Annotated in this window: 22 protein-coding genes; 8 read left to right on the forward strand and 14 right to left on the reverse strand. The window is 44.0% G+C overall.

Going from position 1 to position 25,868, the window contains the following annotated elements; genetic code table 11:
* Window positions 1-356 precede the first annotated feature (356 nt).
* Together NG798_RS03615 and NG798_RS03620 are read left to right on the forward strand one after the other, a co-directional pair.
* Window positions 357-641, forward strand: coding sequence for a hypothetical protein (locus NG798_RS03615; protein ID WP_261220414.1), 285 nt, complete (start codon window positions 357-359; stop codon window positions 639-641).
* Window positions 638-1,021 (forward strand): DUF6516 family protein, encoded by a 384-nt coding sequence (locus NG798_RS03620; RefSeq protein WP_261220415.1) that lies wholly within the window; start codon window positions 638-640, stop codon window positions 1,019-1,021. Before NG798_RS03615 ends, NG798_RS03620 begins: the two co-directional genes overlap by 4 nt.
* A gap of 197 nt (window positions 1,022-1,218) precedes the next feature.
* Here NG798_RS03620 and psb35 read toward each other — a convergent pair whose 3' ends face one another.
* The 6 genes from psb35 to NG798_RS03650 all read right to left on the reverse strand — a co-directional run bounded on the left by psb35 (window position 1,219) and on the right by NG798_RS03650 (window position 8,508).
* Window positions 1,219-1,434: a photosystem II assembly protein Psb35 gene (psb35, locus tag NG798_RS03625; protein ID WP_261220416.1), complete on the reverse strand. Its 216-nt coding sequence runs from the start codon at window positions 1,432-1,434 to the stop codon at window positions 1,219-1,221.
* Window positions 1,435-1,691: 257 nt separating this feature from the next.
* Window positions 1,692-4,091, reverse strand: coding sequence for a transglycosylase domain-containing protein (locus NG798_RS03630; protein ID WP_375338939.1), 2,400 nt, complete (start codon window positions 4,089-4,091; stop codon window positions 1,692-1,694).
* A gap of 433 nt (window positions 4,092-4,524) precedes the next feature.
* Entirely contained in the window at window positions 4,525-5,529 is a 1,005-nt protein-coding gene (gene chlG, locus NG798_RS03635; RefSeq protein WP_261220417.1) for a chlorophyll synthase ChlG, read from the reverse strand.
* Window positions 5,530-5,606: 77 nt separating this feature from the next.
* Window positions 5,607-6,779, reverse strand: a complete 1,173-nt coding sequence (locus tag NG798_RS03640; protein WP_261220418.1) for an ArsA family ATPase — start codon at window positions 6,777-6,779, stop codon at window positions 5,607-5,609.
* 194 nt (window positions 6,780-6,973) lie between these two features.
* Window positions 6,974-7,174 carry a DUF2862 domain-containing protein gene (locus NG798_RS03645; RefSeq protein WP_261220419.1) on the reverse strand — a complete coding sequence of 67 codons (201 nt, stop codon included), beginning with the start codon at window positions 7,172-7,174 and terminating at the stop codon, window positions 6,974-6,976.
* Between the two features lie 104 nt (window positions 7,175-7,278).
* Window positions 7,279-8,508, reverse strand: coding sequence for a methionine gamma-lyase family protein (locus tag NG798_RS03650; protein ID WP_261220420.1), 1,230 nt, complete (start codon window positions 8,506-8,508; stop codon window positions 7,279-7,281).
* 80 nt (window positions 8,509-8,588) lie between these two features.
* On the opposite strand from NG798_RS03650, the gene NG798_RS03655 reads away from it, so the two are divergent.
* Window positions 8,589-9,446, forward strand: a complete 858-nt coding sequence (locus NG798_RS03655; protein ID WP_261220421.1) for a fatty acid desaturase — start codon at window positions 8,589-8,591, stop codon at window positions 9,444-9,446.
* Window positions 9,447-9,789: 343 nt separating this feature from the next.
* On the opposite strand, the gene purQ is transcribed toward NG798_RS03655, so the two are convergent.
* The gene (purQ, locus tag NG798_RS03660; protein WP_261220422.1) at window positions 9,790-10,500 is read right to left on the reverse strand and encodes a phosphoribosylformylglycinamidine synthase subunit PurQ; all 711 of its coding nucleotides are present in this window, start codon (window positions 10,498-10,500) and stop codon (window positions 9,790-9,792) included.
* 93 nt (window positions 10,501-10,593) lie between these two features.
* Window positions 10,594-10,866, reverse strand: coding sequence for a phosphoribosylformylglycinamidine synthase subunit PurS (gene purS, locus NG798_RS03665; protein WP_261220423.1), 273 nt, complete (start codon window positions 10,864-10,866; stop codon window positions 10,594-10,596).
* A 182-nt stretch (window positions 10,867-11,048) separates the two neighbouring features.
* On the opposite strand from purS, the gene NG798_RS03670 reads away from it, so the two are divergent.
* The gene (locus NG798_RS03670) at window positions 11,049-11,453 is read left to right on the forward strand and encodes a Fur family transcriptional regulator (RefSeq protein ID WP_261220424.1); all 405 of its coding nucleotides are present in this window, start codon (window positions 11,049-11,051) and stop codon (window positions 11,451-11,453) included.
* A gap of 39 nt (window positions 11,454-11,492) precedes the next feature.
* Here the strand turns inward: NG798_RS03670 and NG798_RS03675 are convergent, their stop codons facing one another.
* Both NG798_RS03675 and NG798_RS03680 read right to left on the reverse strand, forming a co-directional pair.
* Window positions 11,493-12,449 (reverse strand): SPFH domain-containing protein, encoded by a 957-nt coding sequence (locus tag NG798_RS03675; protein ID WP_261220425.1) that lies wholly within the window; start codon window positions 12,447-12,449, stop codon window positions 11,493-11,495.
* Between the two features lie 81 nt (window positions 12,450-12,530).
* A complete protein-coding gene (locus NG798_RS03680; protein WP_317619550.1) occupies window positions 12,531-13,043 on the reverse strand; it encodes an NfeD family protein in 513 nt (170 codons plus the stop codon).
* Window positions 13,044-13,541: 498 nt separating this feature from the next.
* On the opposite strand from NG798_RS03680, the gene NG798_RS03685 reads away from it, so the two are divergent.
* Together NG798_RS03685 and NG798_RS03690 are read left to right on the forward strand one after the other, a co-directional pair.
* Window positions 13,542-15,473: a protein phosphatase 2C domain-containing protein gene (locus NG798_RS03685; RefSeq protein ID WP_261220426.1), complete on the forward strand. Its 1,932-nt coding sequence runs from the start codon at window positions 13,542-13,544 to the stop codon at window positions 15,471-15,473.
* A gap of 185 nt (window positions 15,474-15,658) precedes the next feature.
* Window positions 15,659-15,880 carry a ferredoxin-thioredoxin reductase variable chain gene (locus tag NG798_RS03690; RefSeq protein ID WP_261220427.1) on the forward strand — a complete coding sequence of 74 codons (222 nt, stop codon included), beginning with the start codon at window positions 15,659-15,661 and terminating at the stop codon, window positions 15,878-15,880.
* 91 nt (window positions 15,881-15,971) lie between these two features.
* On the opposite strand, the gene NG798_RS03695 is transcribed toward NG798_RS03690, so the two are convergent.
* On the reverse strand, window positions 15,972-16,199 hold the full coding sequence (locus tag NG798_RS03695; RefSeq protein ID WP_261220428.1) for a hypothetical protein: 228 nt from the start codon (window positions 16,197-16,199) through the stop codon (window positions 15,972-15,974).
* A 292-nt stretch (window positions 16,200-16,491) separates the two neighbouring features.
* A complete protein-coding gene (locus NG798_RS03700) occupies window positions 16,492-17,286 on the reverse strand; it encodes a YdcF family protein (protein WP_261220430.1) in 795 nt (264 codons plus the stop codon).
* Window positions 17,287-17,561: 275 nt separating this feature from the next.
* Here NG798_RS03700 and NG798_RS03705 point away from each other — a divergent pair, with 275 nt between their 5' ends.
* Window positions 17,562-21,539, forward strand: a complete 3,978-nt coding sequence (locus NG798_RS03705) for a PAS domain S-box protein (protein ID WP_261220431.1) — start codon at window positions 17,562-17,564, stop codon at window positions 21,537-21,539.
* A gap of 37 nt (window positions 21,540-21,576) precedes the next feature.
* Here NG798_RS03705 and NG798_RS03710 read toward each other — a convergent pair whose 3' ends face one another.
* Complete coding sequence (locus NG798_RS03710) at window positions 21,577-21,906, reverse strand: hypothetical protein (protein WP_261220432.1); 330 nt, start codon at window positions 21,904-21,906, stop codon at window positions 21,577-21,579.
* A gap of 390 nt (window positions 21,907-22,296) precedes the next feature.
* Here NG798_RS03710 and NG798_RS03715 point away from each other — a divergent pair, with 390 nt between their 5' ends.
* The gene (locus tag NG798_RS03715) at window positions 22,297-22,899 is read left to right on the forward strand and encodes a cytochrome b/b6 domain-containing protein (RefSeq protein WP_261220433.1); all 603 of its coding nucleotides are present in this window, start codon (window positions 22,297-22,299) and stop codon (window positions 22,897-22,899) included.
* Between the two features lie 336 nt (window positions 22,900-23,235).
* Here NG798_RS03715 and NG798_RS03720 read toward each other — a convergent pair whose 3' ends face one another.
* Window positions 23,236-25,824 carry a DNA translocase FtsK gene (locus tag NG798_RS03720; protein WP_261220434.1) on the reverse strand — a complete coding sequence of 863 codons (2,589 nt, stop codon included), beginning with the start codon at window positions 25,822-25,824 and terminating at the stop codon, window positions 23,236-23,238.
* Between the last annotated feature and the right edge of the window lie 44 nt (window positions 25,825-25,868).

Raw genomic sequence — 25,868 nt, forward strand, 5'->3', positions numbered from 1 at the left:
TATTTTGACATGGCGAGCTTAACTTTCCAACCCCGTGAGGCTCAAGCTTGGGGCTACACTCATCTCCGATAGCAGCTAAGCCTTGCCTCGATTATCTCAATATCCTGTTTAGGCGTTGCAATTCCTTTTTTTGACTTCTTCTGGAACCCGAAACCCGGTTTCTCTGCATATAGCGACCGCCCATTGTCCTCGATTGCCCGCCGAATCGTTTCGATGAATGGGGTAGAATAAAGACCAAATAAGTATTTTTAGGCATCTAACCGGCAGTCCAACCAAAATCGGCATCTTGCGGGAAATTATCCGTTTCTAAATCGGTAACTTTTAGAGAATTGTATTCCGAAAAATTGAAAGCTATTATGAATCAAAAATTAGTCCAATCTTTGGTGCAAATCATTTTGTCACTCTCTGATGAAGAGCGGCAATATCTGGAACGTGAAGTCCAGAAGCATTCTCTAGCAAAACAAATTGAAGATTTAGAACATAACCTAAAAAAATTTGAAGAAAAATATCAGATGTCATCCCAGAAATTTTATCAGGAATTCCAAGCAGGTCAACTTGGAGATTCAATCGATTTTTTTGAGTGGAATACATATTATGAAATGCTGACTTCAACCCAAGTTAAAGTCACTAACCCAGTATGAATTTACAGCAATATATTGCCGCTGTTAAGGAAAAGCTGGCTGGTAGCCCAATCATTAGTGTTATCGAGATTAGTGATGAGCGAATTATCCTAAATCGCGGCTACTTTCGGGCTAGGTTGACCTTGATTAACAGCGACTTTTTAGAAATTGCTGAATCATTCACAATTCAAGATAACCAACCCTTAACCTTAGATTATCGTTATCAATGGATGGATTCATCTAAACAACTCCTGAGAAAACGCTGGGATAGTGTCAAGCATTTTCCGAATTTACCCAATTTTCCCCATCATGTCCATATTGGTTCAGAAATTAACGTGGAAGCAGGGCAATCTCGAAATATTTTAAAGTTTATAGACTTTCTGGAATCTGATTTAAGCTAAACTATTGGTGTCAAACAGCACATCACTTGAGGGTTAGGCACAGATCATAAGATCACTTCTCTTTAAGAACCGCAATAGCCGAAAACTTAAGCTTTGCAGACCCTCTGCTAACATTAAACACACAAAAAAACCTGCCATAGCCCTCAGCATGACAGGTAAACATACCAGTAACAGATACAAACCAAATCGACTTAAAACTAACCTCTAGGTTCACCAATACCAGGCGTAGGATCTTTATCAACTTTAGGAACAATACCCGGACGCTCCTTATCTTCCCAACCGGCAGGACGCTTTGAATTATACCAAGCCACCGAGCCAAGCGTCACAGCCGCAATAAACCCTACTACATAAACCGCCGTAAAAGAAACCGGAAAATTAGACGTTTCTACAGCAACATCCATTAACAAACTCATCAAAACTTTCTCCTATTTACAACCTCATTACCCATACTATAGCTACCCCTCAAAGCCAACAAACTCACCCATCAGACAGAGAATTAGCGCATAAAAAGGCAGAAGAATCACCACTAACCCCATAAAAAAAATAAGACAAAAGAAAGACATCCCAACAGGATGCCTCACACATTTCTCAATACATTACTTCTTGCTTTTATTCTTATTAATTGATATTTCCCCCCTCCCCTCACAACCTCAAAGAAGGGAGGAAAAAATTACTGCTGACCAGAATACCCCCCACCCTGATCCGAATAACCCCCACCCTGATCCGAGTAACCCTGATTCGAGTAACCCTGATCCGAGTAACCTTGATTCGAGTAACCCTGATCCGAATACCCAGCACCACCGGCAGCCGCACCACCACCGGCCCCATCAGCAGGCACCGGCGGCGGAGCCCCATAACTAATACTCGCATTCACCGGCTTAGCCTTAATACTCCCCTTGCGACCCTCCAACTCCGGCAACTCAGCAAACTTCTCCACCGGCATATCCTTCGTCACCTTACTCATAAACTCATGCCAAGTCAAAGCCGCCGTCCCAGAACTTCCCCAAGTCGGATAACTATCATCATTCCCCAACCAAACCCCCGTCACCAACTGCGGAATAAACCCAATAAACCATAAATCCCGCGCCTGTTCCGAAGTCCCCGTCTTCCCAGCCACAGGCCGGTCAAGCGCAGCCGGTCGTCCCGTCCCACTATTCACCACCTGCTGCATCATCCAAGTCATAATCGCAGCCGAAGTCTTATCCACCACCTGTTTTTTATCAAAACTGCCATCAAACAAAACCTTACCCTTACTATCCGTCACCTTGCGAATACCGTGCGTTTCCACATGAGTTCCCTGAGCCGCCAGAGTACCATAACCACTCGTCAACTCAAGCAAATTCACCTCAATCGCACCCAAAGCCAGCGCATAATAAGGCTTAAGCTCCGTCTTAATCCCCATATCCTTCGCCAGCTTAATCGTCGGCTCAAAACCCACATCCGCCAACACCCGCACAGCCACCACATTAATCGAACTCGTCAACGCATCCGTCAGAGCAACCCAACCATGACGGTAAGTTTTCCCGTAATTTTGTGGCTGATAACCATCAATCGTCATCGGCGCATCTTGGAACCCATCATAAGGCGAAAAACCCGCCGCAATAGCCGCCGTATAAACAAACCCCTTAAACGTCGATCCTGGCTGACGCATCGCTTGAGTAGCCCGATTAAACTGACTATCCCCAAACCCGGTACCCCCCACCAACGCCTTCACCTCACCATTGCGCGGATCAATCGCCACAATCGCCGCCTGCTCAAACCCCTCAGCCGCCCCCTCATTCTCCACAATATCCTTAACCACCTTTTCAGCAGTTTTTTGCCATTCCAAATTCAGCGTCGTTTCCACCGTCAAACCACCCCTTTCCAACGCCTCCGCCGAAACATACTTCGGCAACTCCTTCTGAATATAAGAAGTAAAATAAGGAGCCAAAATTTGCAAACGCTTAGGCAACTTAGGATCAAGCTTTAAAGCCGTATCCCTAGCAGATTGAGCCTCAGCAGCCGTAATAAAACCCATATCTTGCATTTCTTGCAAAACGATATTCCGGCGTTTCTCCGCAACTTTTGGATTCACCAACGGCGAATAATCCGTCGGGGCCGGTGGCAGGCCAGCAATCGTAGCCATCTCTGGTAAAGTAAGCTCATTCAACTTCTTGCCAAAATAAACCCAAGCCGCATCAGCCACCCCATAAGCACCCGATCCCAAATAAACCAAATTCAGATAGCGCTCAAGAATCTGATCCTTTTTCATCTCGCGCTCAATTTTTTGAGCCAGCAAAGCCTCTCTAATTTTCCGCTTAGCCGTCGGATCTTGATCCAAAAACACAATCCGAGCAAGCTGTTGAGTAATCGTACTACCCCCCTGCACCACATCCCTCGCCAGCAGGTTAGAAACCCCCGCTCGGATCACCCCTTGAACATCCACCCCTTTATGGTCATAAAAACGCCGGTCTTCAATCGCAATAAACGCTTCACGCAACTGTTTCGGGATTTGCTCAATCGTATATTTCTCCCGCGTCGCATTCCCCACCTGCTGCAAAATCGTTCCATCTTGCGCCTTAATCGTCAGCGTTCCATCCCGCTCAAACGTAAAAACCTCGCCCGTAGGCGGCAAATCTTTCTCAATCGATTGTAAATATACCACCCCCGCTGTCGCCCCACTTCCCAGAGCCAGCCCCGCCAAACCCACCCAAAATAACGGGCGCCGGTGTAAAGGCTTCTCTCGCAACTTTTCCCTCACCACCAGCAACACCGGCTCAAGAGGTTTCAGTTTTTCTGGCAAATTCCAAGAGCGCTTTTTATCCACCGGCTCACTTATTTCGCCAGCTTTCTCAGCCTCCCCCTCTTTTACCTCCGATTCAACTTCAGCCGCAGAACCTTCTGCCGGCTCTACCACTTGCGTCGGAACTTCCTTTTCCGTAAGTCCTTTCGCCACCGAGTCTTGCTGCTGCAAATAAATCTCACCCTGTGGTTTCTCCTGATCAGGAGCCGTAGATTTTACCAGACCCTTCTCAGCCAAGTTATTAGCCTTGGTGGAAATTTCCTTCAATTTATCAAGAAACTTTGACACGACAGAACCTCAATCACACCACGCATAAGAGTCAGAGCTTTTAATCCCAGCACTGGAGACATTGGCATAATACCTTCACAACTTCCTCACCGCAACCGTAGATCATACAAACCATCACCTTTGCATCCAGCACAGCCACCGGGCTTTGGACTATTCGCTTTATTTTATGTCCTTGCATTCAAATCTGGAATCTTTACACCGGCATCTCAAGCGCTATATTTTTCTTTCTCTTAAACCTTATAACACTTATAACCAGAAAACCTCCTGGTGTTCTAACTTTTACCCTTTCTGTTCTGTAGCAACATTTAACCGAAAAATTTTCTAGTTTTTTCTAGTTTTTTCTGCCAAGACTCTTGGGTTGAGCCTCAAATTTTCCCTAAACCTCTCCCAATCGTCTTGACAGATTTTTTGTTTCTGGTATAATGATGTGCCCTTAGACGACAGCGTGACCTAAAGCAAGACCGGCCACCAGCATCCCCAACACCAAAAACGGCTGAGCGCTCGCCTGGTACTTCACATCATTTTTCAGCGGATCACGCAAGAAATACATATCTTGAAACACAATTTGCGGAATCACCAACAACAGCAAAATTACCGCATAAAGATTTTGATGAATACTCACCAAATAAACCGCAATTCCCGCCTGAAAAATATCAATCATCAAAACACAAATCCAAGCCGCCGACTTAATCCCAAACATCACCGGCAAAGACTTCAAACCCAACTGTTCGTCGCCTTGCACACTCTTAAAATCATTAACAACCGCAATCCCTAAACCGGCCAAACTATAAAACAAAGTTAACACCATAATCGTCGGAGTTAACTCCCCAAATAAACATTGACCGGCCCACCAAGGCAAAGCAATATAACTCGCACCCAAAGCATAATTCCCCAACCAACCATTCTTTTTCAACTTCAGCGGCGGCGCCGAATAAATATAAGCCACAAACACACCAAAAACAGCCACTGCTGTCAAAGTTGGGAAATCGTGATTGGCCCACTTATCCAAAACAAACGCCAAACCCAAACCCGAAATTAACAAAACCAAAATTTGCGTTACGACTTGGGGTACTGAAATTGCCCCGGAAGGAATAGGCCGGTAAGGTTCATTAATCGCATCGATTTCTCGGTCATAAAAATCGTTTAAGGTTTGCGTATAACCGGCCAACAATGGCCCCGAAAGCAACATACAAGCCGCAGCTTTCAGAACATTTTCCAGCGTCCAAGTGTAATTTCCCGAAGAGGCTGCACCGCACACAACGCCCCAAATTAAAGGAATCCAGGTGATTGGTTTCATTAGTTGTAGGCGGATTTTCCAGATGTTTGTTTCTCCGCCGGCAGCCCCTTTCATTCCTAATAATTGTCGGGTTTTTGCTGTGCGGTCTGTGTTTGTTTCTGTCAGGACTGGTGAGTTTTTGTTTTCTGATGGTTGGGTCATAATTTTGGGGGATTTTTTAACCGCAGATTAACGCAGATTAACGCAGATGAATACAGATGGTTTTTTGGTTTGACTGTTTAGCCAAAGGAAATTACCAGATATTGGTTTTGGAATTTTGCACCTTTGACGGGCCGGCCTCTTAATTCATTGGGCAAGAAGATATTTCGCCGCTGCTCACCGGCTTCGATTGTGACTTCTGGGCCGTATTGGGTGAGTTTGACTTGTTTTTTGTCAAAACCAGGCAAAAATAAACTCACAGAGCGCTCTGAGACGTTAATGCTGATGGGTTTGGGAACGGATGCCGGTTGACTAAAATCGGGCAAAGCCTTAATCAGCGGTTGCCAATCATCGCCATTGCGCCAAGGCAGAGTGGTTACAGACAAAGGCGCAAACTCAGCGCTAACTTTTTCGCTGATATTTGCTTCTCGTTCGTAGGTAGCGTAAAGTTCTTGTAAATTCGGAGCTAGTTCAGCAGCAAAGGTATCCACCACCAAGGCTTCATTTAAAATTACTCCCCCGACAAGTAAACCGACTTGTTGAGCACTTCCCCACAAATAGCGAGCCGTAGCGATGGCGGCGGGGTTGCCGGTGGTGACAAGATAAGCAGAGACGCGGTTTGCATCCGCCATTGTTTCCCGCCACTTGTCCATAATTTCTGTCACTTCTTGGGGAGGTTGGCCAAAATTATCACCCGACCAATCGACATTTAACACCGCACTGGTGACAGGTTGAACAAACGGCGCCAAAGTTTTGCCCACATCAGACTCAGCAAAAACTTGACGAAACCGGCGCAAATACCAACTGCCAATTTCTGGCGCGCCAATCATCCGTAGAGTGTTTTGATCTCCCGTGCCATCATAGACAATCACATCATAGTTGCCGCTTTTGTCGTAATTACGCAGAGCATTCAGCGTCAAAGCGGCTTCCATCCCCGGTACCACGCCCAACTCTTGACCATACACCGCCTTTAAAAACGGAGTGCGGACATATTTGGCTTCCAGCTTTTTGATTTCTTCCCAACCTTGCTCTAGCAACACAGAAATAAGCAACTGGACGGCGTGGAGGTTAGGAGCGATTTCTTGCGGTTCCGGGCCCACAGTTGCTCCTAATTCTATGCTAAGGGCTGGGCTTGGATCAGAACTGGCAAACAGCACCCGTGAGCCTTTAGCGGCAAATTGTTTAGCGGCTGCAATGGCAATGGTGCTGCGACCGGTGCCCCCTTTGCCCAAAAATGTTAATATCCGCGCCATTGTTGTTTTCCGTTTAACTGTAATGAGCTTTTTATAAACAAGAGCTTTTTTCACGTTTGGGTAAAACGTCAACTAAGCAAATACAAAATATCATTTTTGCAAGCTGGCTTGCTTGCAGTCCGCCTTAGTGGGCCGGTTGCTTAAATTTTGGGGTTTGGCGATGCAGAGACGCGAAAACTCACGTCTCTACCTTGTTATTGGGCCGGTTCGAGTTCGTCTTCAAAGAACCAGGTGATAAAGCTTTCATCAAACCGAACAAACACTCCGACACCTTGGCCATCGACCATTTTAAATTCTTCTATGGTGCCGACGGGATTTTCTTTGATCTTATTGACCAATTTTGCCGATATGGGGTCTCGGAGCCGCACCACTTTTACTTTCTGACCGATTTCCATTCCAACTCCACGACATCAAATTCTCCATTCCAAAGTTTATCAGCGTTCTTGGTTTTTTGTCCCTTGTCATCTGTCAAAAGTCATTTGTCCATTATCTTTTTCCATCACGCCGGCCCTATTTCTTTAATGGCGGCTTCTAAGGCAATGGCTACATGAGTCCAATGGGTTCCGCCTTGGCAAAATACTAGATATGGCTCTCTCAATGGCCCATCAGCAGAAAATTCTGAGGTGCTGCCATCAATAAAGGTACCACCGGCCATGACTAATTCACTTTCATACCCAGGCATCGGGGCCGGTATGGGGTCAAGATAGGAGCCAATGGGAGAATATTTTTGAATTGCTCGACAAAAAGCAATTAGTTTTTCCGGGGAACCGAGTTTCACGGCTTGGATGACGTCGCGGCGGGGTGCCAAAGGGTGCGGGTTTACGGGATATCCCAATTTATCAAACACATAAGCCACCAGATGATTGCCTTTCATTGCTTCTCCTACCATCTGCGGGGCTAAAAATAAGCCTTGGAATAAAAGCCGGTTTTGGTCAAAGCTGGCTCCGCCACTACTGCCAATGCCTGGGGCTGTTAACCGGCAGGTCGCAGCTTCTACAAGATCCTCTCTACCTGCAATATACCCCCCACCGGCGACAATGGTACCACCGGGGTTTTTAATCAACGAACCGGCTATTAAATCAGCCCCTACTGCCGGCGGTTCGCGGTCTTCGATAAATTCTCCATAGCAGTTATCAACAAAACAAACAGTCTCAGGATTTTGTTGTTTGACGCTTAAAACAATTTTTTCGATATCCGCTATACTTAGAGAATCTCGCCAAGAGTATCCGCAAGAGCGCTGAATTAGGACTAAGCGGGTGCGTGAAGTGATGGCTGAGGAAAGTTTTTGCCAATCGATTGTGCCAGAGGGCGTGAGTTCGAGTTGCCGGTAATCTATGCCAAAGTCTTTTAAAGACCCTTGGCCGGTTCCCCGCAGGCCAATGACTTCCTCTAAGGTGTCGTAAGGCGCACCGGCTACAGCTAACATTTCATCACCCGGACGCAGAACCCCAAATAAGGCACAGGTAATCGCATGGGTACCGGATACAAATTGTATTCGCACGGCGGCGGCTTCGGCTCCCATAATGTCCCCAAACACTTGATCAAGGGTTTGTCTGCCTAAGTCGTCGTGTCCATAACCGCTAACACCGGCAAAGTGATGGACTCCTACGCGATGCTTATGAAATGCTTGTAAAACTCTATGGAGATTTTTCTTGACCAGAGTATCAATTCCAGCAAAGATAGGGGATAGTGCCTGTTCTGCCTCTTGCAGCGATTGTTCGCTGTTCATTCCAAATTCTCTCGCCGTGTCGTGTGTGCGGAGTTTATTATGGCGCAGATTGGGTCAGGTCGTTTCAACAAAAAAGCTCGATGACAATAGCATCTTCAAAACAAACAGAAACTTTAGATCAGACGCCTCGCCGTTTCAAATGGGACGTCATTATTTTTATGGTGGTGGTTCACGCTGCCGCTTGTTTGGCGTTTTTTCCCAGTAATTTTAGCTGGGCAGCAGTTGGCCTTGCTGTGTTCCTTCACTGGGTTACGGGCGGTTTGGGAATTACTCTCGGATACCACCGGCTTGTAACTCACCGTAGTTTTCAAACTCCAAAATGGTTGGAGTATTTTCTCATTTTTTGCGGAGCTTTGACTTGTCAAGGCGGTGTCATTGATTGGGTAGGTTTACACCGCATCCATCATTTACATTCTGATAAGCCCCAAGATCCCCATGATTCTAATCAGGGTTTTTGGTGGAGTCATGTTGGTTGCTGGTTCTATCATTTACCGGCTGATTTAGATGTGCCTCGTTTCACAAAAGATATCGCGGATGATCCGGTTTATAAGTTTTTAGACAAATACTTTTTCCCGCTTCAGGTTCTTTTAGGGCTTGGTATTTACTTCTTAGGTGAAGCCTATCAGCCTGGTTTGGGTTGGTCTTTTGTTGTTTGGGGTGTTTTTGTTCGTTTGGTGGCAGTTTTTCACTGCACTTGGTTTGTAAACAGCGCCACTCATAAGTTTGGTTATCGCACTTATGAGTCGGATGATAAGTCCACAAATTGCTGGTGGGTTGCTTTGGTAACTTACGGCGAAGGTTGGCATAATAATCACCATGCTTTTCAATATTCTGCCCGTCACGGTATGCAGTGGTGGGAGATTGATATGACTTGGATGACAATTCAATTTTTGCAACTTTTGGGTTTGGCTACTAAAGTCAAGTTGGTTGAAAAGTAGCCTTTTAACTCATGTTTAATTTTTTGGGGCCGGCTTCTTTTTTGAAGGCCGGCCATTATTTTTTTGCAATCCCTATAAACAAACCGGGTTTTTTACAAAAATCTCCTTTTCTGAAATTTGAATTTTGATTTAAAAGCCGGTTTCTAAGTAAGTCAACTTAATTAAACTCTGGGTGTAATGTAGGTTGGGTAGAGGAACGAAACCCAACACTCTCCAGGCTTTGATGGGTTTTGCCTTCGGCACGCTACGCGTAACGTAGTGCGCGATAGCGCTACGCTTACGCTCTACCCATCCTACAAATAATCATCCTACAAATAATTAAGTGCTTCTACTTAACATCAACTTAAACCGGCACTTTTTCCCCTGATTTTACTGCCATCAACAACCCCTTAAACAAACCCATCCCATCCGTATTTCCCAACATTGGATCAGCCGCTCGCTCTGGGTGAGGCATCATTCCTAGCACATTTCCTTCTTTATTGCAAATGCCCGCAATATTATTTAACGAACCATTGCAATTATTTGCCTCATTCACCTCACCGGCCGGCCCGCAATAGCGAAACAAAATCTGACCATTATTTTCCAACTCAGGCAGAGTTTCCGCATCCGCATAATAACGGCCCTCTCCATGAGCCACCGGCAACGTAATCACACTACCGCACCCATATTCAGAAGTCCAAGGTAAATCAGATCGCTCTACTTTCAAAGGCACCCGGTCACAAATAAAATGCAAATCGCGGTTTCTTGTCAGAGCCCCTGGAAGCAAACCGGCCTCAGTTAACACCTGAAAGCCATTACAAATCCCTAAAACAAACTTACCAGCCGCCGCGTGTTTTACCACCTCCCGCATCACCGGCGAAAAGCGAGCAATCGCCCCGCAGCGCAAATAATCCCCATAACTGAACCCCCCCGGAATTACCACCACATCAATATCAGAAATATCCGTTTCCTCATGCCAAACCATCCGAGTTTGACAACCAAGCAAACCAGAACTCACCCAAACCACATCCCGGTCACAATTTGAACCCGGAAAAACCACAACCCCTAGTTTCATAATTCAACGCCCATCCCGATACAAAAATTACATTAAAATTCAGGAAGTCCTCGCCTTGGAGAATACAGCGAGGCAATTACCGGCCCCTACATTTCAAACCCCCACACCCGCAACCGCCTTTAACTCAAAGCGATAATTTTCAATCACCGGGTTAGCCAAAAGCTGATCACAGATACGATCCAAAGACGCTTTGGCCTCATCCTCATTGGCGGCGGTGATCGTCAACTCCACATACTTGCCAATGCGAACCTGCTCCACATTGTCATAACCGAGATGAGACAAACCAGACTGCACAGCCACCCCAGCCGGATCTAACACCGAAGGGCGCAAAGTAACATAGATTTGAGCGTGATATTTTTGAGACACAACAAAACCCTAAATTAAACCAATAATCCCAAGGCCACCCTTTTATTTTAAAACTCTACGTTACATTGGTTTTACAAAAATTCTCCAACCGGCCTAAAATCCGCAGCCAGACAGCCAAACTTGGCCTTAACAGCGCTAAAATCACAAAAAACGGCCCCAAAACCGATTAACCCCCAGCCACCATGAAAGTTTCACGCACGCGCTCTCAAGAGCGAATCATTGACCTACTCAAAAGCCAAAAAGATGCCCTTTCAGCCCAAGATATCTACCTTGAATTGCGGAAGCGTAACCAAAGCATCGGACTTGCCACAGTGTACCGTGCCTTAGAAGCCTTAAAACTCGAAGGGGTGGTACAGGTGCGAACCCTTGCCAACGGTGAATCGCTTTATAGTACCCTTCACCAAGATCAACATCATCTGACTTGTCTTGTCTGTCGTGTTTCGATTCCTATTGCCGAGTGTCCGGTTCACCAACTTGAAACTCAACTACAACAATCTCATCAGTTTAAAGTTTTTTACCACACCCTCGAATTTTTTGGGCTGTGTCAAGAGTGCCAAGCCGCACAAATGGCCGAGTCTCTCCCCTAGGGGCCTTTTAGGGTGCCGGCCCCTACTACAAAAACGCCCTTAATGAAGTTTTTCTTGTTCGACTATCGAGCGTATCCCTTCAAAGGTTGCCGGAATACTGCGCGGGTCCATAAACATTACTTTGCTGCTGTCGCTGCTGCCAATTTTTACGCCCATTTCTAAATAGTTTTGTGCTAATAAAAACTGCAAGGCTTCTCGCGCACTGGGGTCTGTTTTTAGGGTTTTGGCAATAATTTGCAGTGCTTCGGAGGTGGCTTGAGCTTTTAATACTTGTTGTTGACGTTCGGCTTGGGCTTTTAAGACAATGGCTTGCTGTTGGGCTTCCGCTTCTAAAATTGTGGTTTTTTTCATAGCTTCGGCATCTAAGATTTGGGCTTCAGCTTTGCCTTTGGCTGTATTTACGGCGGCGTCTCTTTCGCCTTCGGAAGCTAAAATGGCGGCTCGTTTTTTGCGTTCGGAAGCCATTTGTAATTCCATCGAATCTTGGACGGCTTTTGAGGGAATAATATCTCGTAATTCTACTCGCGTAACTTTGACTCCCCAGGGATCTGTGGCAATGTCTAAATCCCGTAATAATATCTCATTAATTTGCGAACGAGCGGTAAAGGTTTCGTCTAGTTCCATTTGCCCAATTTCGGCACGAATTTGGGTTCGCACCATGTTTTCCATTGCTAACTGGAGATTTTGGACTTTATAGTAGGCTTTTTCGAGATCCATGATCCGCCAATAAACGACTGCATCAACGGTAATGGAAACGTTGTCGCGGGTGATGCACTGTTGGGGGGGGATGTCTAAGACTTGTTCGCGGACGGTGCCTTGATAAACGAGCCGGTCTAAAAATGGGGTGACAAAATTAAGGCCGGGTTCTAGTTTTTTGCCGTTATATTTGCCTAGCGTTTCTACTAGGGCTTCGTTGCCTTGATTGATGATTTTAACGGAGCCGGCTAGGGCAGAACCACCCAAGGCTAAAAAGACTAACAAAAAAAATCCTTCCATTTGAAACTGTCTCCTAAAAGTTGTTATTTCTGAGGAAAAGTTGAGGAAAATGTCTTGTTAAGATACTCTATTTAAGAGTTTTTAGTCTCCAATTACAAGGTGTTCTGGAACAACGATTAAGGTTGTGCCTTCTCTGCGGACAACGTACACTTTTTGATGGGGAGGAATGGCGAGCTTTTCATCTTCGCAAAGGGCTCGCCAGGAGTTGCCTTCATAAATGACTCGACCGGCCTGCCCTGGTAAAATTTCTGTGAGGGTTTCTGCTTGTTTTGGGGCCGAAAGTATGGAAACTTTGCGGTTTGGTAATAACCTCCTTGTGGCTATGACTCCGCCGGTGGCTAATAGCATCCATAAAAACACTTGTAACCCAAACTGAGCAGGAAAATACCAAGCAAACACAGCAACGAGGATTGCTGCTAGGCCCATTGTAAAAGCCGTAAAAGCCGTTGGTATCCACAGTTCTACCAAACACAACAGTGAACCCGCCACCAACCAAATTAAACTCAGACTTAAATTAAGCGGGCCACCGGCAACAGCAAACGTTGATGAGTGCGTTTTTGCCAGCCACGCAAATGTCCCTAGACTCAGTAGCATTTTGATAGAATCTCCGTTTAATTGATTTTGTGATCAAACGGCTGAAATTGCCTCTCCTACGATTGGTTATCTGTGTTTAATTAACCTCACTGGGGAAACTTAAAAATCCGGTGAGCGCCCGATAATTTTGGGGAGAGGGAAAAAATATCTATTTTGAGAGCATTTGTGATTTTCTTCGCTTTCCTCTCGCCCGACAACTCCCAGACGAGAAGTTAATGCAGGTTTTTTTGACTTTCTCCCCAGCCAGATGTCGTGCTGTCTAAGGCCGATAGTTGTTGTTTTAAATTTTAGATTGTAAATATTCGCCTTGGGGTTATACTAACTAAAGCTTAATGATTTGGTGGTGTGGGGGATTTTTTGGGAGAAATTAAATGCAAGGTTAACGCAAAAGTAAAGAAAATCGAACGAACCGGGCAACCATGTAGGTGAGGTTGCGTTTATGCCGCATTTTGCTCAACTTAAATTTATCAATTGTTCCTTGAGAAAGTTCTGGATCGCATGAGCAGCTTTGAGCCATCAATTTACTGCGTCAACCCCGCCTGTAGTGAACCCCGCAATCCTTTGGGGGGTCAAGTTTGCGCTTCTTGCAACACGCCCTTGGTGTATCGGCATTTGTGGGCTGTGGGCCCAGAGGGGCTAGAATTCGAGACAGACACGGTGATCGCAGAACGTTATACAGTGGTAGCGCCGCAAATTTGGCTGGATACCCAACCTTCCAATCATCCTTATTTTCCCCAAGATTTGCCGGAAGGCATTTTTGCTTATTTATTTTTGTATCCCTATCGGCTACATATTCCCGAAATTTATGGCTTTGCACCGCTGGGAGAAACGCCGTACAGCGGGGAAGTGATGCTGTTAGAAAATGTGCCGGTTGATCCGGTGGGCAATCTCTACCCTTCTTTAAGCGAGGTATGGCCCACATCATCGGCGGTGCGTCAAGTTTATTGGCTGTGGCAAATGCTGGAACTTTGGCAACCTTTTTTAGAACAAGGTGTTGCGGGGAGTTTGATTGTTCCAGAGAATATCCGCGTTGAAGGTTGGCGAATTTGGTTGCTGGAATTGTACAGTGATGATGCTAAGGATGAGCAGAAATCAGTTTCTCAGAGAACTCTGGAAGATTTGGGTCAGTGCTGGATGAACTGGATACCGTTCGCCCACCCAACTGTTATTTCGCCATTGAAAGAGATTTGTAACCAATTGCAGGCAAAAAAAGCCGACTTCACAGAAATTTCGTGGCAACTTAATCGTTTATTGCTGGAATGTTCGGCTCAGTTGCCTTTGCGGTTGCGGGTGGCCGGTGCAACGGATACGGGTACGGTGCGGGATCATAATGAGGATACTTGTTATCCGACTGAGGCGGAGTTGAAACAACGCACTAAAGATCCGCACAATCGCTTGATTCCTTATTGGGCTGTGGTTTGTGATGGTGTGGGCGGACACGAGGGGGGGGAGGTTGCTAGTCAGTCGGCGGTGCAGTCTCTTAAACCTTTGATTCTAAGTTTGCTCAATGAAGCGGCGGAAGCAACCGAACCTACTCCACCGGCTCTGTTGGCTCAACAAATTGAAGAAAGCATCCGGGTGATTAATAATACGATAGCGGCGCAAAATGATAACCAGGGTCGTTCGTCTCGGCAGCGGATGGGGACTACTTTGGTGATGGCTTTGCAGTTACCGCAACGGGTAAGAACGGATACGGGTGTTGAGTATGGTAATGCTCACGAGTTGTATTTGGCTCATGTTGGCGATAGTCGCGCTTATTGGATCACAAGTGAGTATTGTCAGCGTTTAACTGTTGATGATGATGTGGCGGCGCGAGAGGTGCGTTTGGGCCGGTGTTTGTATCGGGAAGCGCTGAAACGGGGTGATGCGGGGGCGCTGACTCAAGCTTTGGGTACGCGCGATGGGGAGTTTTTGCGGCCTAATGTGCAGCGGTTTATTTTGGAAGATGACGGCTTGCTGCTTTTGTGTTCGGACGGACTGAGCGATAATGATTTGGTGGAGTTATTTTGGGCCGATTATGCACCGGCTGTTTTAAAAGGGGAAATGCCTCTCGAAGCTGCGGTGCAGTGGCTTATTGATTTGGCAAATGAACGCAACGGACATGATAATACTTCGGTGGTGATGGTTCAGTGTCGCCTTTCTCCTGAACCGTTGACGCTTTTTGAGCCTGGATCTCAGGTTCCAACTCAGGAGGATTCTTTAGAGTCGGAATTTTCAGAGGCTTCTCGTGCTTTGCTGGATGCGGAAGCTACGACTGCTGAGCCGGTGCCGGTGGCCCCTCCAACTCCCCGTAAAGAAAAAATGGGGGTTTTAGGGGTTTTGGCGGTCTTGGTGATAAGCAGTTTGGCGGGCTTGTTTACATGGTCTCAGTTGAACCCTGGGGGGCTTGAAAGGTTGCGGGAGAGCGTTTTTCCCTCTCAAAGTAAATAAGGTGATTTGGCGATGAAGGTTGGGCCAAATTTAACTGCGGTTGGTTGGTAGGGAACCAGGGACGGGGGGTGAGGTTTTTTCAGGCTGGCGATATGAGATGATATGAAAACTGTCGTGTTTTGCTTCAAAGCTGTACATTGACGGTTTTTCTGGTTTTTAGAGAGGGGAATTTTAGGTCTGGACTTATGAACATTGGCGCTCGCGTTCGGGTTAAAGAGTCTGTTATTGTTTACCACCATCCTGAACATCGTAATCAACCCTTTGATATGAAGGGTCAAGAAGGTGACGTTGCTAAGATTGTTAAAGAATGGGAAGGCCGGCCTGTTAGTGCTAATTTGCCGGTTTTGGTGCAATTTAGCAAGAAATTTAAAGCTCATTTGAAAGAATCAGAGCTAGAGCTAGTTTAGCGGTTGGGTTTTTTTCTCAACATTTATTGGTCATTGGTTATTGGTGAAAAGGAAATTATTCATTTCTTGCCAATTACCAATCACCTGTCTTCTATCTCCGTCCGCGTAGAAACCACCCAAAAATGTTAAAGTCGTTCCGCATTTTTTGCAGTTCGTCTCGATGACGTTGAGCGGTTTCATAATACCATTGGCAGTAGTTTTTAAAGTCTTGCCGGTATTCTATTTCTCGATAAAAATCTCTGGCAACTTGATGTGCTTCGAGGGTTTCTATTTCTGGTTGGGGGGCGGGAAGAATTGAGCGAAATTCGTTAAAAGACATGGGTTTTTATGGTTGGTTTGGGCCGGTGCGGTTTGCCTTTATCTTCAATTTTAGCGAGGTTTTTCAGAAGTCCCCACCCTTGGGCCGGCAATTTGATAAAAATATATAAGTAGATATTGAAACCTTCAGATCGCTCAGTAGGTTGTTGGTAAGTTTTCTGGTATGTAATGGCGCTTTGCTGCTAAAGCTCAACTACATACCAAGAATTTAGAGATGCGGTTTTTGACGGGCTTGTTTGAGTGCTTTTTTTATGGCCCAATTCCAAATTATAAAAACCTGAGTTTTCAAACCTCTAAATCCATCCTTTTAAACGATAGACAATCATGCCAATATATTCTTTTAAAGCTTGGGTGGTGTCGCTGAGGTTTTGGGCGTCGGGAAGAAGATTGAGAAGGGTTGATTGGGGAGTGCTTTGTAATTCTTGGATGTCTTGTTGACTGACTATAAAATCTGTGGGTGCGGCAATTGCTTCGATACCTTGACGTTTAAATATTAATAAAGAACGGGGGGTATGAATTGCCGAAGTTACGAGTAAAACGCGCCGGCGAATGCCATTTGAGTCGAGAACTTTTCGGACATTGACGGCATTTTCATAGGTGTTGAGAGAGGTTTTATCTTGGAGGATAACCGAAGGGGGAACACCCATTGCTTTTGCAATTTCTGCCATGTCTTGTGATTCCGGTTGCCCGCCACCTTTCCAATCGATTCTACCACCGCTGAGAATTAAAAAAGGTGCTTTGCCTTGTTTATAAAGTTGGGCACCCCAGAGAATGCGATCTCCTGCTTCTGAGACATCTACCCAAGGACGAGGCGGAGAGGCCGGTTTGACGGAGCCACCTAAAACAACGATAGCATCAGCTTCAGGCAGTTCGGTTTGAGGGAGATTTTGCCATTCCAGGGAACGCACTAAGCCTAGAGAAACCCATCTGTTGCTCGTCAGGAGTAAGATAGTCAGTGATAAAGCAATGGAGATGGCAGCAAGACGGGGTTTTTTCCAAAAAGTGATGAACGCAAATAAGAGCAGTAAACAGGCAAGCCCCAGGGGGTAGATAAAAATCGGCAGCAGTTTCGACAGAAACAGAAACATTTGTTAATCTAGCAGTCTAAGAGGTATATATTTCTCCATAGCGTAGCACAGTAAAATATTGGCTAAACTTGGTTAAGGCCGATTTCAAATCTCCTGCTTTTACCAAAGCTATTATAATGTCTCTATAGCTAATCCTTCGATTTTTATTGCAGGGAAGGGCATCTTACAGCAAAGGTTCACCTCTTTTGTCTAACTGCCTTTATCTCCAAAATTTCCTAAATTTGCCTTGAGTTTTCTTTTCTCTATGCTTGATAAGTTCCGGCTCCCAAAAATATATGAAAATTCAAAATAAATTAATTTTAAGTTTTGGCAGTTTTGCTATTTTTGCAATTGTTAGCAGCAATATCAATATTTTAAATAACTTTAAGTTTTCGGAAAAGCTGGCCCGCGTTTCTAGCTCGAATCTTCCTAAAATTGCCGCCTTGGAGGAACTCAAAGCAACCTCCGTGCAACTCTCGGTAGAGGCTTATAGGTATGCTTTAATTAAGCTGGAATCAGAAAAATTTTCCGGTACGCAAGGTTCGGCTTTTGATATTCAAAAAATTGAAAGATATAATAAAAGTTTACAGTCTTCTTTAAAGATTTTACAAAAATTGGCTGACAGCCCCGAAGATATAAAGAAATTTGAACAGATAGAGTTATCAAGACGGAATTATTTGCTTTTACTTCAACAAGTAGTTAATTTGAAGCCATCGCAAAAAAAAGGGCTAAATTTGGATTTTAAGAAAGAACAATTACAAATTAGCGAAGCAAGATTATTAGAAGGAATAGAGCAAGCACTGGGGGAGGAAATAGCCGCTTTAACCCAACAACAAAAAGCTCTTCAAAACCACGCCCATCAAGCAATTGCTATTAACTCTATTTCAGTAATTATTTTGATAGCTATGTGTGGAGGTGTGGCCTTATTTCTCAGCAAAAGAATTGTTAATCCACTTCTCGGAATTCAACAATCAGCCGCCAATTTAGATCAAACAAATCAGGTATTGAGGATAAATTTAGAACATCAAAACGATGAAATCGCAATGTTAGCCGATGCTTTTAAGCAAATGGCAGAGAATTTATCTCAAAAAGCTCTTTCTCAGTTTTATGTCGATAACATTTTGCGGTCAATGATTGATGCCTTAATTATTCTGCACCCGGACAAAACAATTAAGACGTTTAATTTGGCAACTTTTTTAATGTTAGGGTGTGAGAAGGAAGACGACTTACTGGGAAAACCGGTGCAAATTTTGTTTGGTGATGATCAATTTCTCCAAGATTTAGAAGATGATGAATTTACCCAAAACAACAGCTTTTTGGGCAGAAAAGAAACTAGCTTACTCGCTAAAAATAACCGTCACATACCTGTTTATTTTTCAGCATCCGTGATTAGAGATCAGCGGGGGAATATCGAAGGTTTTGTCTGTTTAGCACAAGACATCAGCGACCGCAAACGAGCCGAAACAGCCATGCAAGAATCCGAGGCAAAATGGCGTTCGCTGGTGGAAAATGCCCCGGATATTATATTAACTGCGGACAGAGAGGGGACAATTCAATTTATCAACCGGCCCGTGCCAGAATTACCCAGCAAACCAGTTATTGGTAGCAGCATTTATGACTGGGTAAAAGTTGAAGAACGGCAACATTTACAACAATCTATCGAAATTGTATTTGCCACCGGCGAACCGCAATACAATGAAATTGCCGGTTTTAGCTTTGATGGTACCCCCGCTTGGTATGCAAACCGCATCGGCCCGATTTTCAAAAATGGAGAAGTCGCCGCCATCACCATTATCACCACCGACATCAGCGAAAGAAAACGCATTGAACAAGCCTTACGCGAATCAGAAGAAAGCCTCGAAGGTATCTTAAACTCTCTCACTGATGTAGTTTGGTCAATTGATGCCAAAAATCGCCAAATTCTTTACTTAAATCCTGCCACTGAACGAGTTTATGGCCGGCCCGTATCAGACTTTTTTAATAACTCAAAGTTGTGGGTAGAAATTATTCATCCAGAAGACCAGGAAAAATTTAAGCAAATTTCCCAAGCCGTGTTAGCAACCGGCAGCCAAGAAATTCAATATCGAATTATTAGACCTAACGGAGAAATCCGCTGGCTGCAAGACCGAGGTAAACTGATTCAAGCATCCGATGGTACACCACTGCGTATTGATGGCATTGCTAGAGACATCACCGAACGCAAAAATGCAGAACAAGCCTTACAAAAAGCCAACGAAGAGTTAGAATTGCGGGTTCAAGAACGAACAAAAGCTATTAAACAAACCAACAAACGTTTACAAAAAGAAATCGCCGAACGTCAAGTTGTCACCGAGGCGCTGCGGCAAAGTGAAGAAAGACTCAACAGTATTCTTAACTCTCTTGATGATGTTGTTTGGTCAATTGACACCGGAAATTTTGCCACACTTTACATCAGTCCCGCCGCTGAAAAAATCTATGGCTGCGCGATTTCAGATTTCTTTAATAAGCCTGATCTGTGGTCAACTATCGTTCACCCCCAAGACCGCGAAAATGTCGAAAAAGCTACTCAAAAACTTTTTAAAAACGGCTTTGTTGAGTTTGAGTATCGTATTCTACGTTCTGACTCTGAGGTGCGTTGGTTGCGCTCTCAGTCTCGTCTCGTGTACGATGCAAATGGTAAACCAATTCGCATGGATGGCATCGCCTCAGACATTACTGCACGCAAAGCCGCCGAAGCACTTGTGCGCTCTTCAGAAGCACGATTTAAACATCTTGCCAAACGCGAAGCTTTGCTCAACAAACTTGCCGGTCAAATTCGTAACTCTCTTGAACTTGACACAATTCTTGATACCGCTGTCCGCGAAATTCGTAATTTATTACAAGTTGATCGGTGCTTATTTATTTGGTATCGCCAATACAGTGCCGGTGTTCAAACCTATGAGCCAATAAATCCTATTTCGGTGATGTCTGGAACCCCAGCACCGTTTGTAGCCGGTTCACCTTATTGGGAAGTTGCTCAAGAAGCTCGCAATCCAATTTTACCAAGCTATATCGGTCACTATGCCGTTGATCCAGAAAATGTTTATATTACTAAATTGTTGAACCTTGAGATTATTCGCGTTGATGATTTTAGCAAAATTTCAGAGCCAATTTTGCAACTTCTTGGCTCGATGTGGGGGTACAATTCACTCATTATTTTGCCGATTCAAACTAAGAGCGGGGAAATTGGTTTATTGAGTTGCGGTCACCACACGGCTGTAAGACCTTGGCGTGATACAGAATTAGCTTTGTTGCGCTCTATTAGTGACCAACTTTCTATCGCTATTAGTCAAGCAGAACTTTATAACCACGCCACAGAAGCGGCTCGCGCTGCCAAAGAACAAGCGCAACAACTGCAAGAAGCGATGAAGGCATTACAACAAACTCAGGCACAGTTAATTCAAACAGAAAAAATGTCTTCTTTGGGGCAAATGGTAGCAGGAATTGCTCACGAAATTAATAACCCGGTGAGTTTTATTTATGGCAATGTCGATCCGGCAATGCAATATATCCAAGATTTGTTAAATTTACTGAAGCTTTATCGAGAAGAATATTCTCCAACACAGTCGATAGCTGAAGAAATAGAAGCGATTGATTTAGAGTTTTTGGAGCAAGATTTACCAAAACTTTTAGCTTCTATGAAGTTGGGAGCAGATCGCATTCGGCAGATTGTTCTTTCTTTGCGGAATTTTTCACGCTTGGATGAGGCGCAAATGAAAGCCGTTAATCTTCACGAGGGAATTGATAGCACTTTGTTAATTTTGCAAAATCGCTTAAAAGCTAAAGGCGATAAACCAGAAATTAAAGTGATTAAAGAATATGGAGATTTACCTCCAGTAGAATGCTTTGTCGGCCAGCTAAATCAAGTTTTTATGAATATCATTGCCAATGCAATTGATGCTTTAGAAATGCGGCCACCTCAAAAGCAAATGGATACAAAAAGTGCTTCTTCTAGGCCGATTATTCCTATTATTACAATTTCTACTACACTGCTTGAAGATCAGCAAGTAAAAATTAGTATTTCTGATAACGGTTCCGGCATGAGAAAGGAGGTAATGGCTCGAATTTTTGACCCATTTTTTACCACAAAACCCGTTGGTTCGGGCACTGGTTTAGGTTTATCAATTAGCTATCAAATTGTCGTAGATAAACATAAAGGTAATTTGAAATGTCTCTCAACTTTGGGCGAAGGAACAGAGTTTATTATTGAGTTGCCGGTGATCCAAAACTATGCAGAACCGGCTCTTTTTAAATAACCTATTTGTCTGTTTTGGTTGTTTATTAAATTGTTTGCTAGTTCCGTTTATCTCCCCGACGCCGACTTTTTCTTGCTGCATTATAACGTTGGCGTTTTATTAGCTGCTTTTCTGTTCGCAACTGTGACGTTTCTATCAGTTTCTTTTGCGGCGCAACTTCCCTATCTTCATCCGCATCAGGATCTTCGGTTTGCCACCACTCATTGATCAATCCACCGGCTATCCCCGCCAATAAACTCATCAAAATACTTAAGCGAATTGGATATTTCACCACGAGAAACCCAATTAAAAAATAAAGCCAAAGTTTCAATCCTGTGGCAATTCCTTTAGATAAACCCGCCGGTTTTTGTTCGGAACTTTTAGTCATAATGTTATTGGCTGAAATGACACCTTTTTTACCCTTCCACCCCTTCTATTCTCCCCAAAAAAATAGCCATCCACTCTTAAATTTATGAGAAAAATCTGAAATAAGCTGCGAGTTATGACTCTAATAAATATAGCGTTTTTCATAGAAGTTGGTACACTACAAACCCACTAACTTTATCGAAACAGGCTTTTTACAACATAAGTGCTATACTTGAGCCAACGGCAAACCCCTATATCCTCCTAGTTTACTTTACACCAAGCCAAACTGAAACAATCATCCATCAATAAAACTACCGCTTGTCTTTTTTCCTGCCCTCGCTTCACAAACCGCAACCTGCGAGTTAAAATTATTTGATGACTCATTCCTTATATAGATGAAAGAACAAAAACTATGGCTTCATCAAAACCCTACCAACCTCTGTTATTTAGAATTCTTCACAATGCCACCGCTTTGTTAGCCTTGCTGGCAATTATCACGTCATTTGTAGTGTACAACACCTATGATGGCCGGCTCGTTAAACTTCCCCTGCCAAAAATTCCCAATAGTATTGGAATGCACGGAACTTTCGGGTTATTTTTTTTGTTAATATTGCCGGTTTTTGCAATTTATAGTTTTCATGCCGGTCAAAAACGGCTCATTCAAACAGACTCGTTTAAAAACCTCTCCCAAATAGGCAAACCTTCTTGGTGGTACAGTTTGCAACGCATCACTAACACGGCTATGTTATTTGCCGCAACATTTGCCGTCATCACCGGCAGAATGATGCAAGAAAAATGGCTACCAAACGGAGACTTAAATCAAACTTGGTATCTTTTACATATCGCAGCTTGGATAGTTTTAGTAATTAGTTTCGCGCTGCATTTATTAATGAGTGCTAAAGTTGGCGGTGCTCCCTTATTGCTCTCGATTTTTGATACGAATATCCGCGAAAAAGACTCGCCTAAAACATGGCCCGAAAAAATTAAAAAGTGGCTACACCGGCCTCACTTATAAATACCACAGCCAACTAGAGAATCTATAAAAATTATAAGCAACAACTACCCCTGGTAAATTATGAAAAATAACCCCTATCTCGTAATATCAGAAATCATCGTCTTGGCAGGAATTTTTATGGCTTTTATTCTGCCGGTTTTGATTTCATCTTAAACCAAGGTTCACAAAAAAATATAATATTAGAGCCGATGTTCGATGGGATCTTTTTTAACCGCAGATGAACGCAGATGAACGCAGATGAACGCCGTAGAGACGTTCCGCTGGAACGTCTGTAGGCTGGAACGTCTGTAGGCTGGAACGTCTGTTTTTTTACCGATAAGGCTATTTTTTTTGTTTTTATGGAATTGTGATGGAGTTAGCAAATAAGCTTTGTAAGCGTTGCAATTTGCCGCCGACTTGATAGAGTAAATCACCTTTGCCTAACAGATAAGCTGCTGAATTTTCAGAGCCACCGAGGATGATTTTTGAGTCGGCTTCACTGGCAGTTCTGAGGGCAACTCTTCCGGGTAAATTTGAGCGGATAAGGGGGGTGACTACTTTAGCGTCTGGGCGTTGAGTTGCGATGATTAAATGTATGCCCGCAGCCCTTGCCATTGCCCCAAGTCTCTTGATGCTTTGTTCTAGTTGTTTACAAGTTTCTTTTTCTGCCATAAAATCTGCATATTCATCAAAAATACAAACAATGCGAGGTAAAAAATTGCCAGATTTGCTGTTATAAGCTGCTATATCAGGACAACCGGCTTTATCAAATTTCTGATAGCGAGATTGCATTTCGCTGACAAGTTCTTCCATTAATTCGATAGCTCTTTCGCTGTCTTTTACGGTGGGAGAATAAAGCCAAGGGATGTTTTTAAATTCGGGAAATGTGACGAGTTTGGGGTCAACGAGGGCAATTTTTAGATGTTCGGGTGGGTGACGATAAATAAGGCTGAGAAGAAGCGCTCGGAGAAATTCACTTTTACCGCTGCCGGTGGTTCCTCCTACTAAAAAATGACAGGTATTTGGGTCAGATAAATCTGCTTCAATGAGTTTGCTATTTAAGTCGATGCCTATGGCGATTTTAACCGGCGCATCGCTTGGGTTTGTTTGCGGTTGAATATAGTCGTTAAAAGCGGCTATTTGCCGGTCTTCTCTGGGTAAATCTATGCTGATATGGCCAGATTGAGTTGTCATTAAAGGGGGTGCAGAAATATCCATTTGCACTTGAAAATCGGGAGATTTATTCATAATAGAAACTACTTTGACTCCGAGATGGGGTTTGATTTTAACCCGAATAAACGTCGGCCCAATTATGGCGCCTAAATAATCAACATTAAGGCCAAAAGATTTAAGGGTTGTAACTAATTTTTCGCCTATAACATCAGCTTCAGATTTCGGGGGTTCGGCAGGTTTCACCGGCTCATCAACTGTTGCTTTTTCAGCTTTTGGGGTTTGAATATCCGGGGGTGTTTCGACGGGTGGGGTTTCGATGGTATTAAAAAAGCTTTGGCATTTTGTTTGCTGTGAGCAAATTTGGCAGAGGTGAGGTTGTGGAGTTGCCGGTGGTGGGTTAGGGTGGGGGGGTTCCCATTTCAGCCATTCCTGCATTTGTTGCAGTTTGTCGGGGATAATTTTGTGGAATGTGGGTTCTAATTCTTCCCAGCTATAATGGTATTCTTTAAACTCTGGAAAAACGCTATAAATAGCAGAATCCACCGGCATTCTTTTTGCATTCCATAACATATAACTATAGACAGCAACTTGTGCTAATTGGGCCGATGGATCTACCGGCTGATAGGTTTTATAATCTACTACGCAATGACGCTTTTTTTCTAAATCAAATATTAAACTATCCAGCTTGCCGATGATTTTCTGCTGACTGCCATCTGGCAAAATAAGCTCAGATTCTAGGGTGAATTCTTCCTTTACAAAGGTGCGGCTTATTAAAACATCAGCTTCGCAATAGGGGCGATTTCTTATCAATAATGCCGCCCAGTGGCGGATAAGTTCGTTGAGCCCTTGCCAAATATGATGAAGTGCTAAAGTTTTTTCTGTCTCTTCTTTTTCTATGGCTGGCTGTAGGTATTTGGGGAAAAATATTTTTCCATAAATTAAATCTTGCATTCTCTCAGCTATTTTTTCTGCCGAAAAATTAGGCTTAAATAATTGTTTAAATTCGTGATCTTTCTTGGCAGTAATAATACAGGTTTCTGCTACTTTATGAAAGATGTTTCCCAGGTTGGTTTGGTTTTCTGGCGGTATAAATAAAGCTTTGCTATTAAAATGATGATGGAGATAAAATAAGCGCGGACATTCAAAAGCTAGACAAATTTTTGTAGGGCTTAAGGATGGGTTTTGTGCGGTTTTAAAATTCGGCATTGGTGTTTGCTTGTTTGTTAATAATTCTGGGCTAATTTCCAGTAACCGGCGATGAACCTGTGCCAGATAAACGGTGTCCATCTTGGCATATTGTAGCTGTTTTTCTGTGAGGGGTCGCTTTCCCCAATCGCTTGTTTGTGCTTCTTTGTCTGGGTGGGGAAAGTTGCAGAGTTCTGCCGCTAGGGTTTTTAATTGCCGGTTGGGAACTTGTAAGATTTCGAGGGGTATTTTTTGGGCTATGCGGTAGGTACAGGTGATGTTTTCAGCGTTTGTTTTTCCGCCGAGATATTGGATGTCAAAACTGGCATTATGAAAGACTTTTTCAATGTTGGGATTGATGATAATCTGTTGGATACAATAATCGATTACATCTCGTTTATCTAAGACATCAAGAATGCAAACTCGCTCGCCGGTGGTGTCTTTAGAGTCTGCTAAAATTTGGATGATAGATAATCGCGGGTTTGGGTTTGCCCAATCTGCGGTTTCTACGTCCATCCAGAGAGTTTTAGCGGTAGCTAGTTTATCGATGGCGGCTTTAATTTGCGTCGGCTGGGTGAGGTAAAACATGGGGATTGTGAGATATTTTTGGTGTGAATGAAGGGGGAATCTAT

Origin of the sequence: Ancylothrix sp. D3o, from assembly GCF_025370775.1 — a bacterium.
In the GTDB taxonomy this organism is placed as follows: domain Bacteria; phylum Cyanobacteriota; class Cyanobacteriia; order Cyanobacteriales; family Oscillatoriaceae; genus Ancylothrix.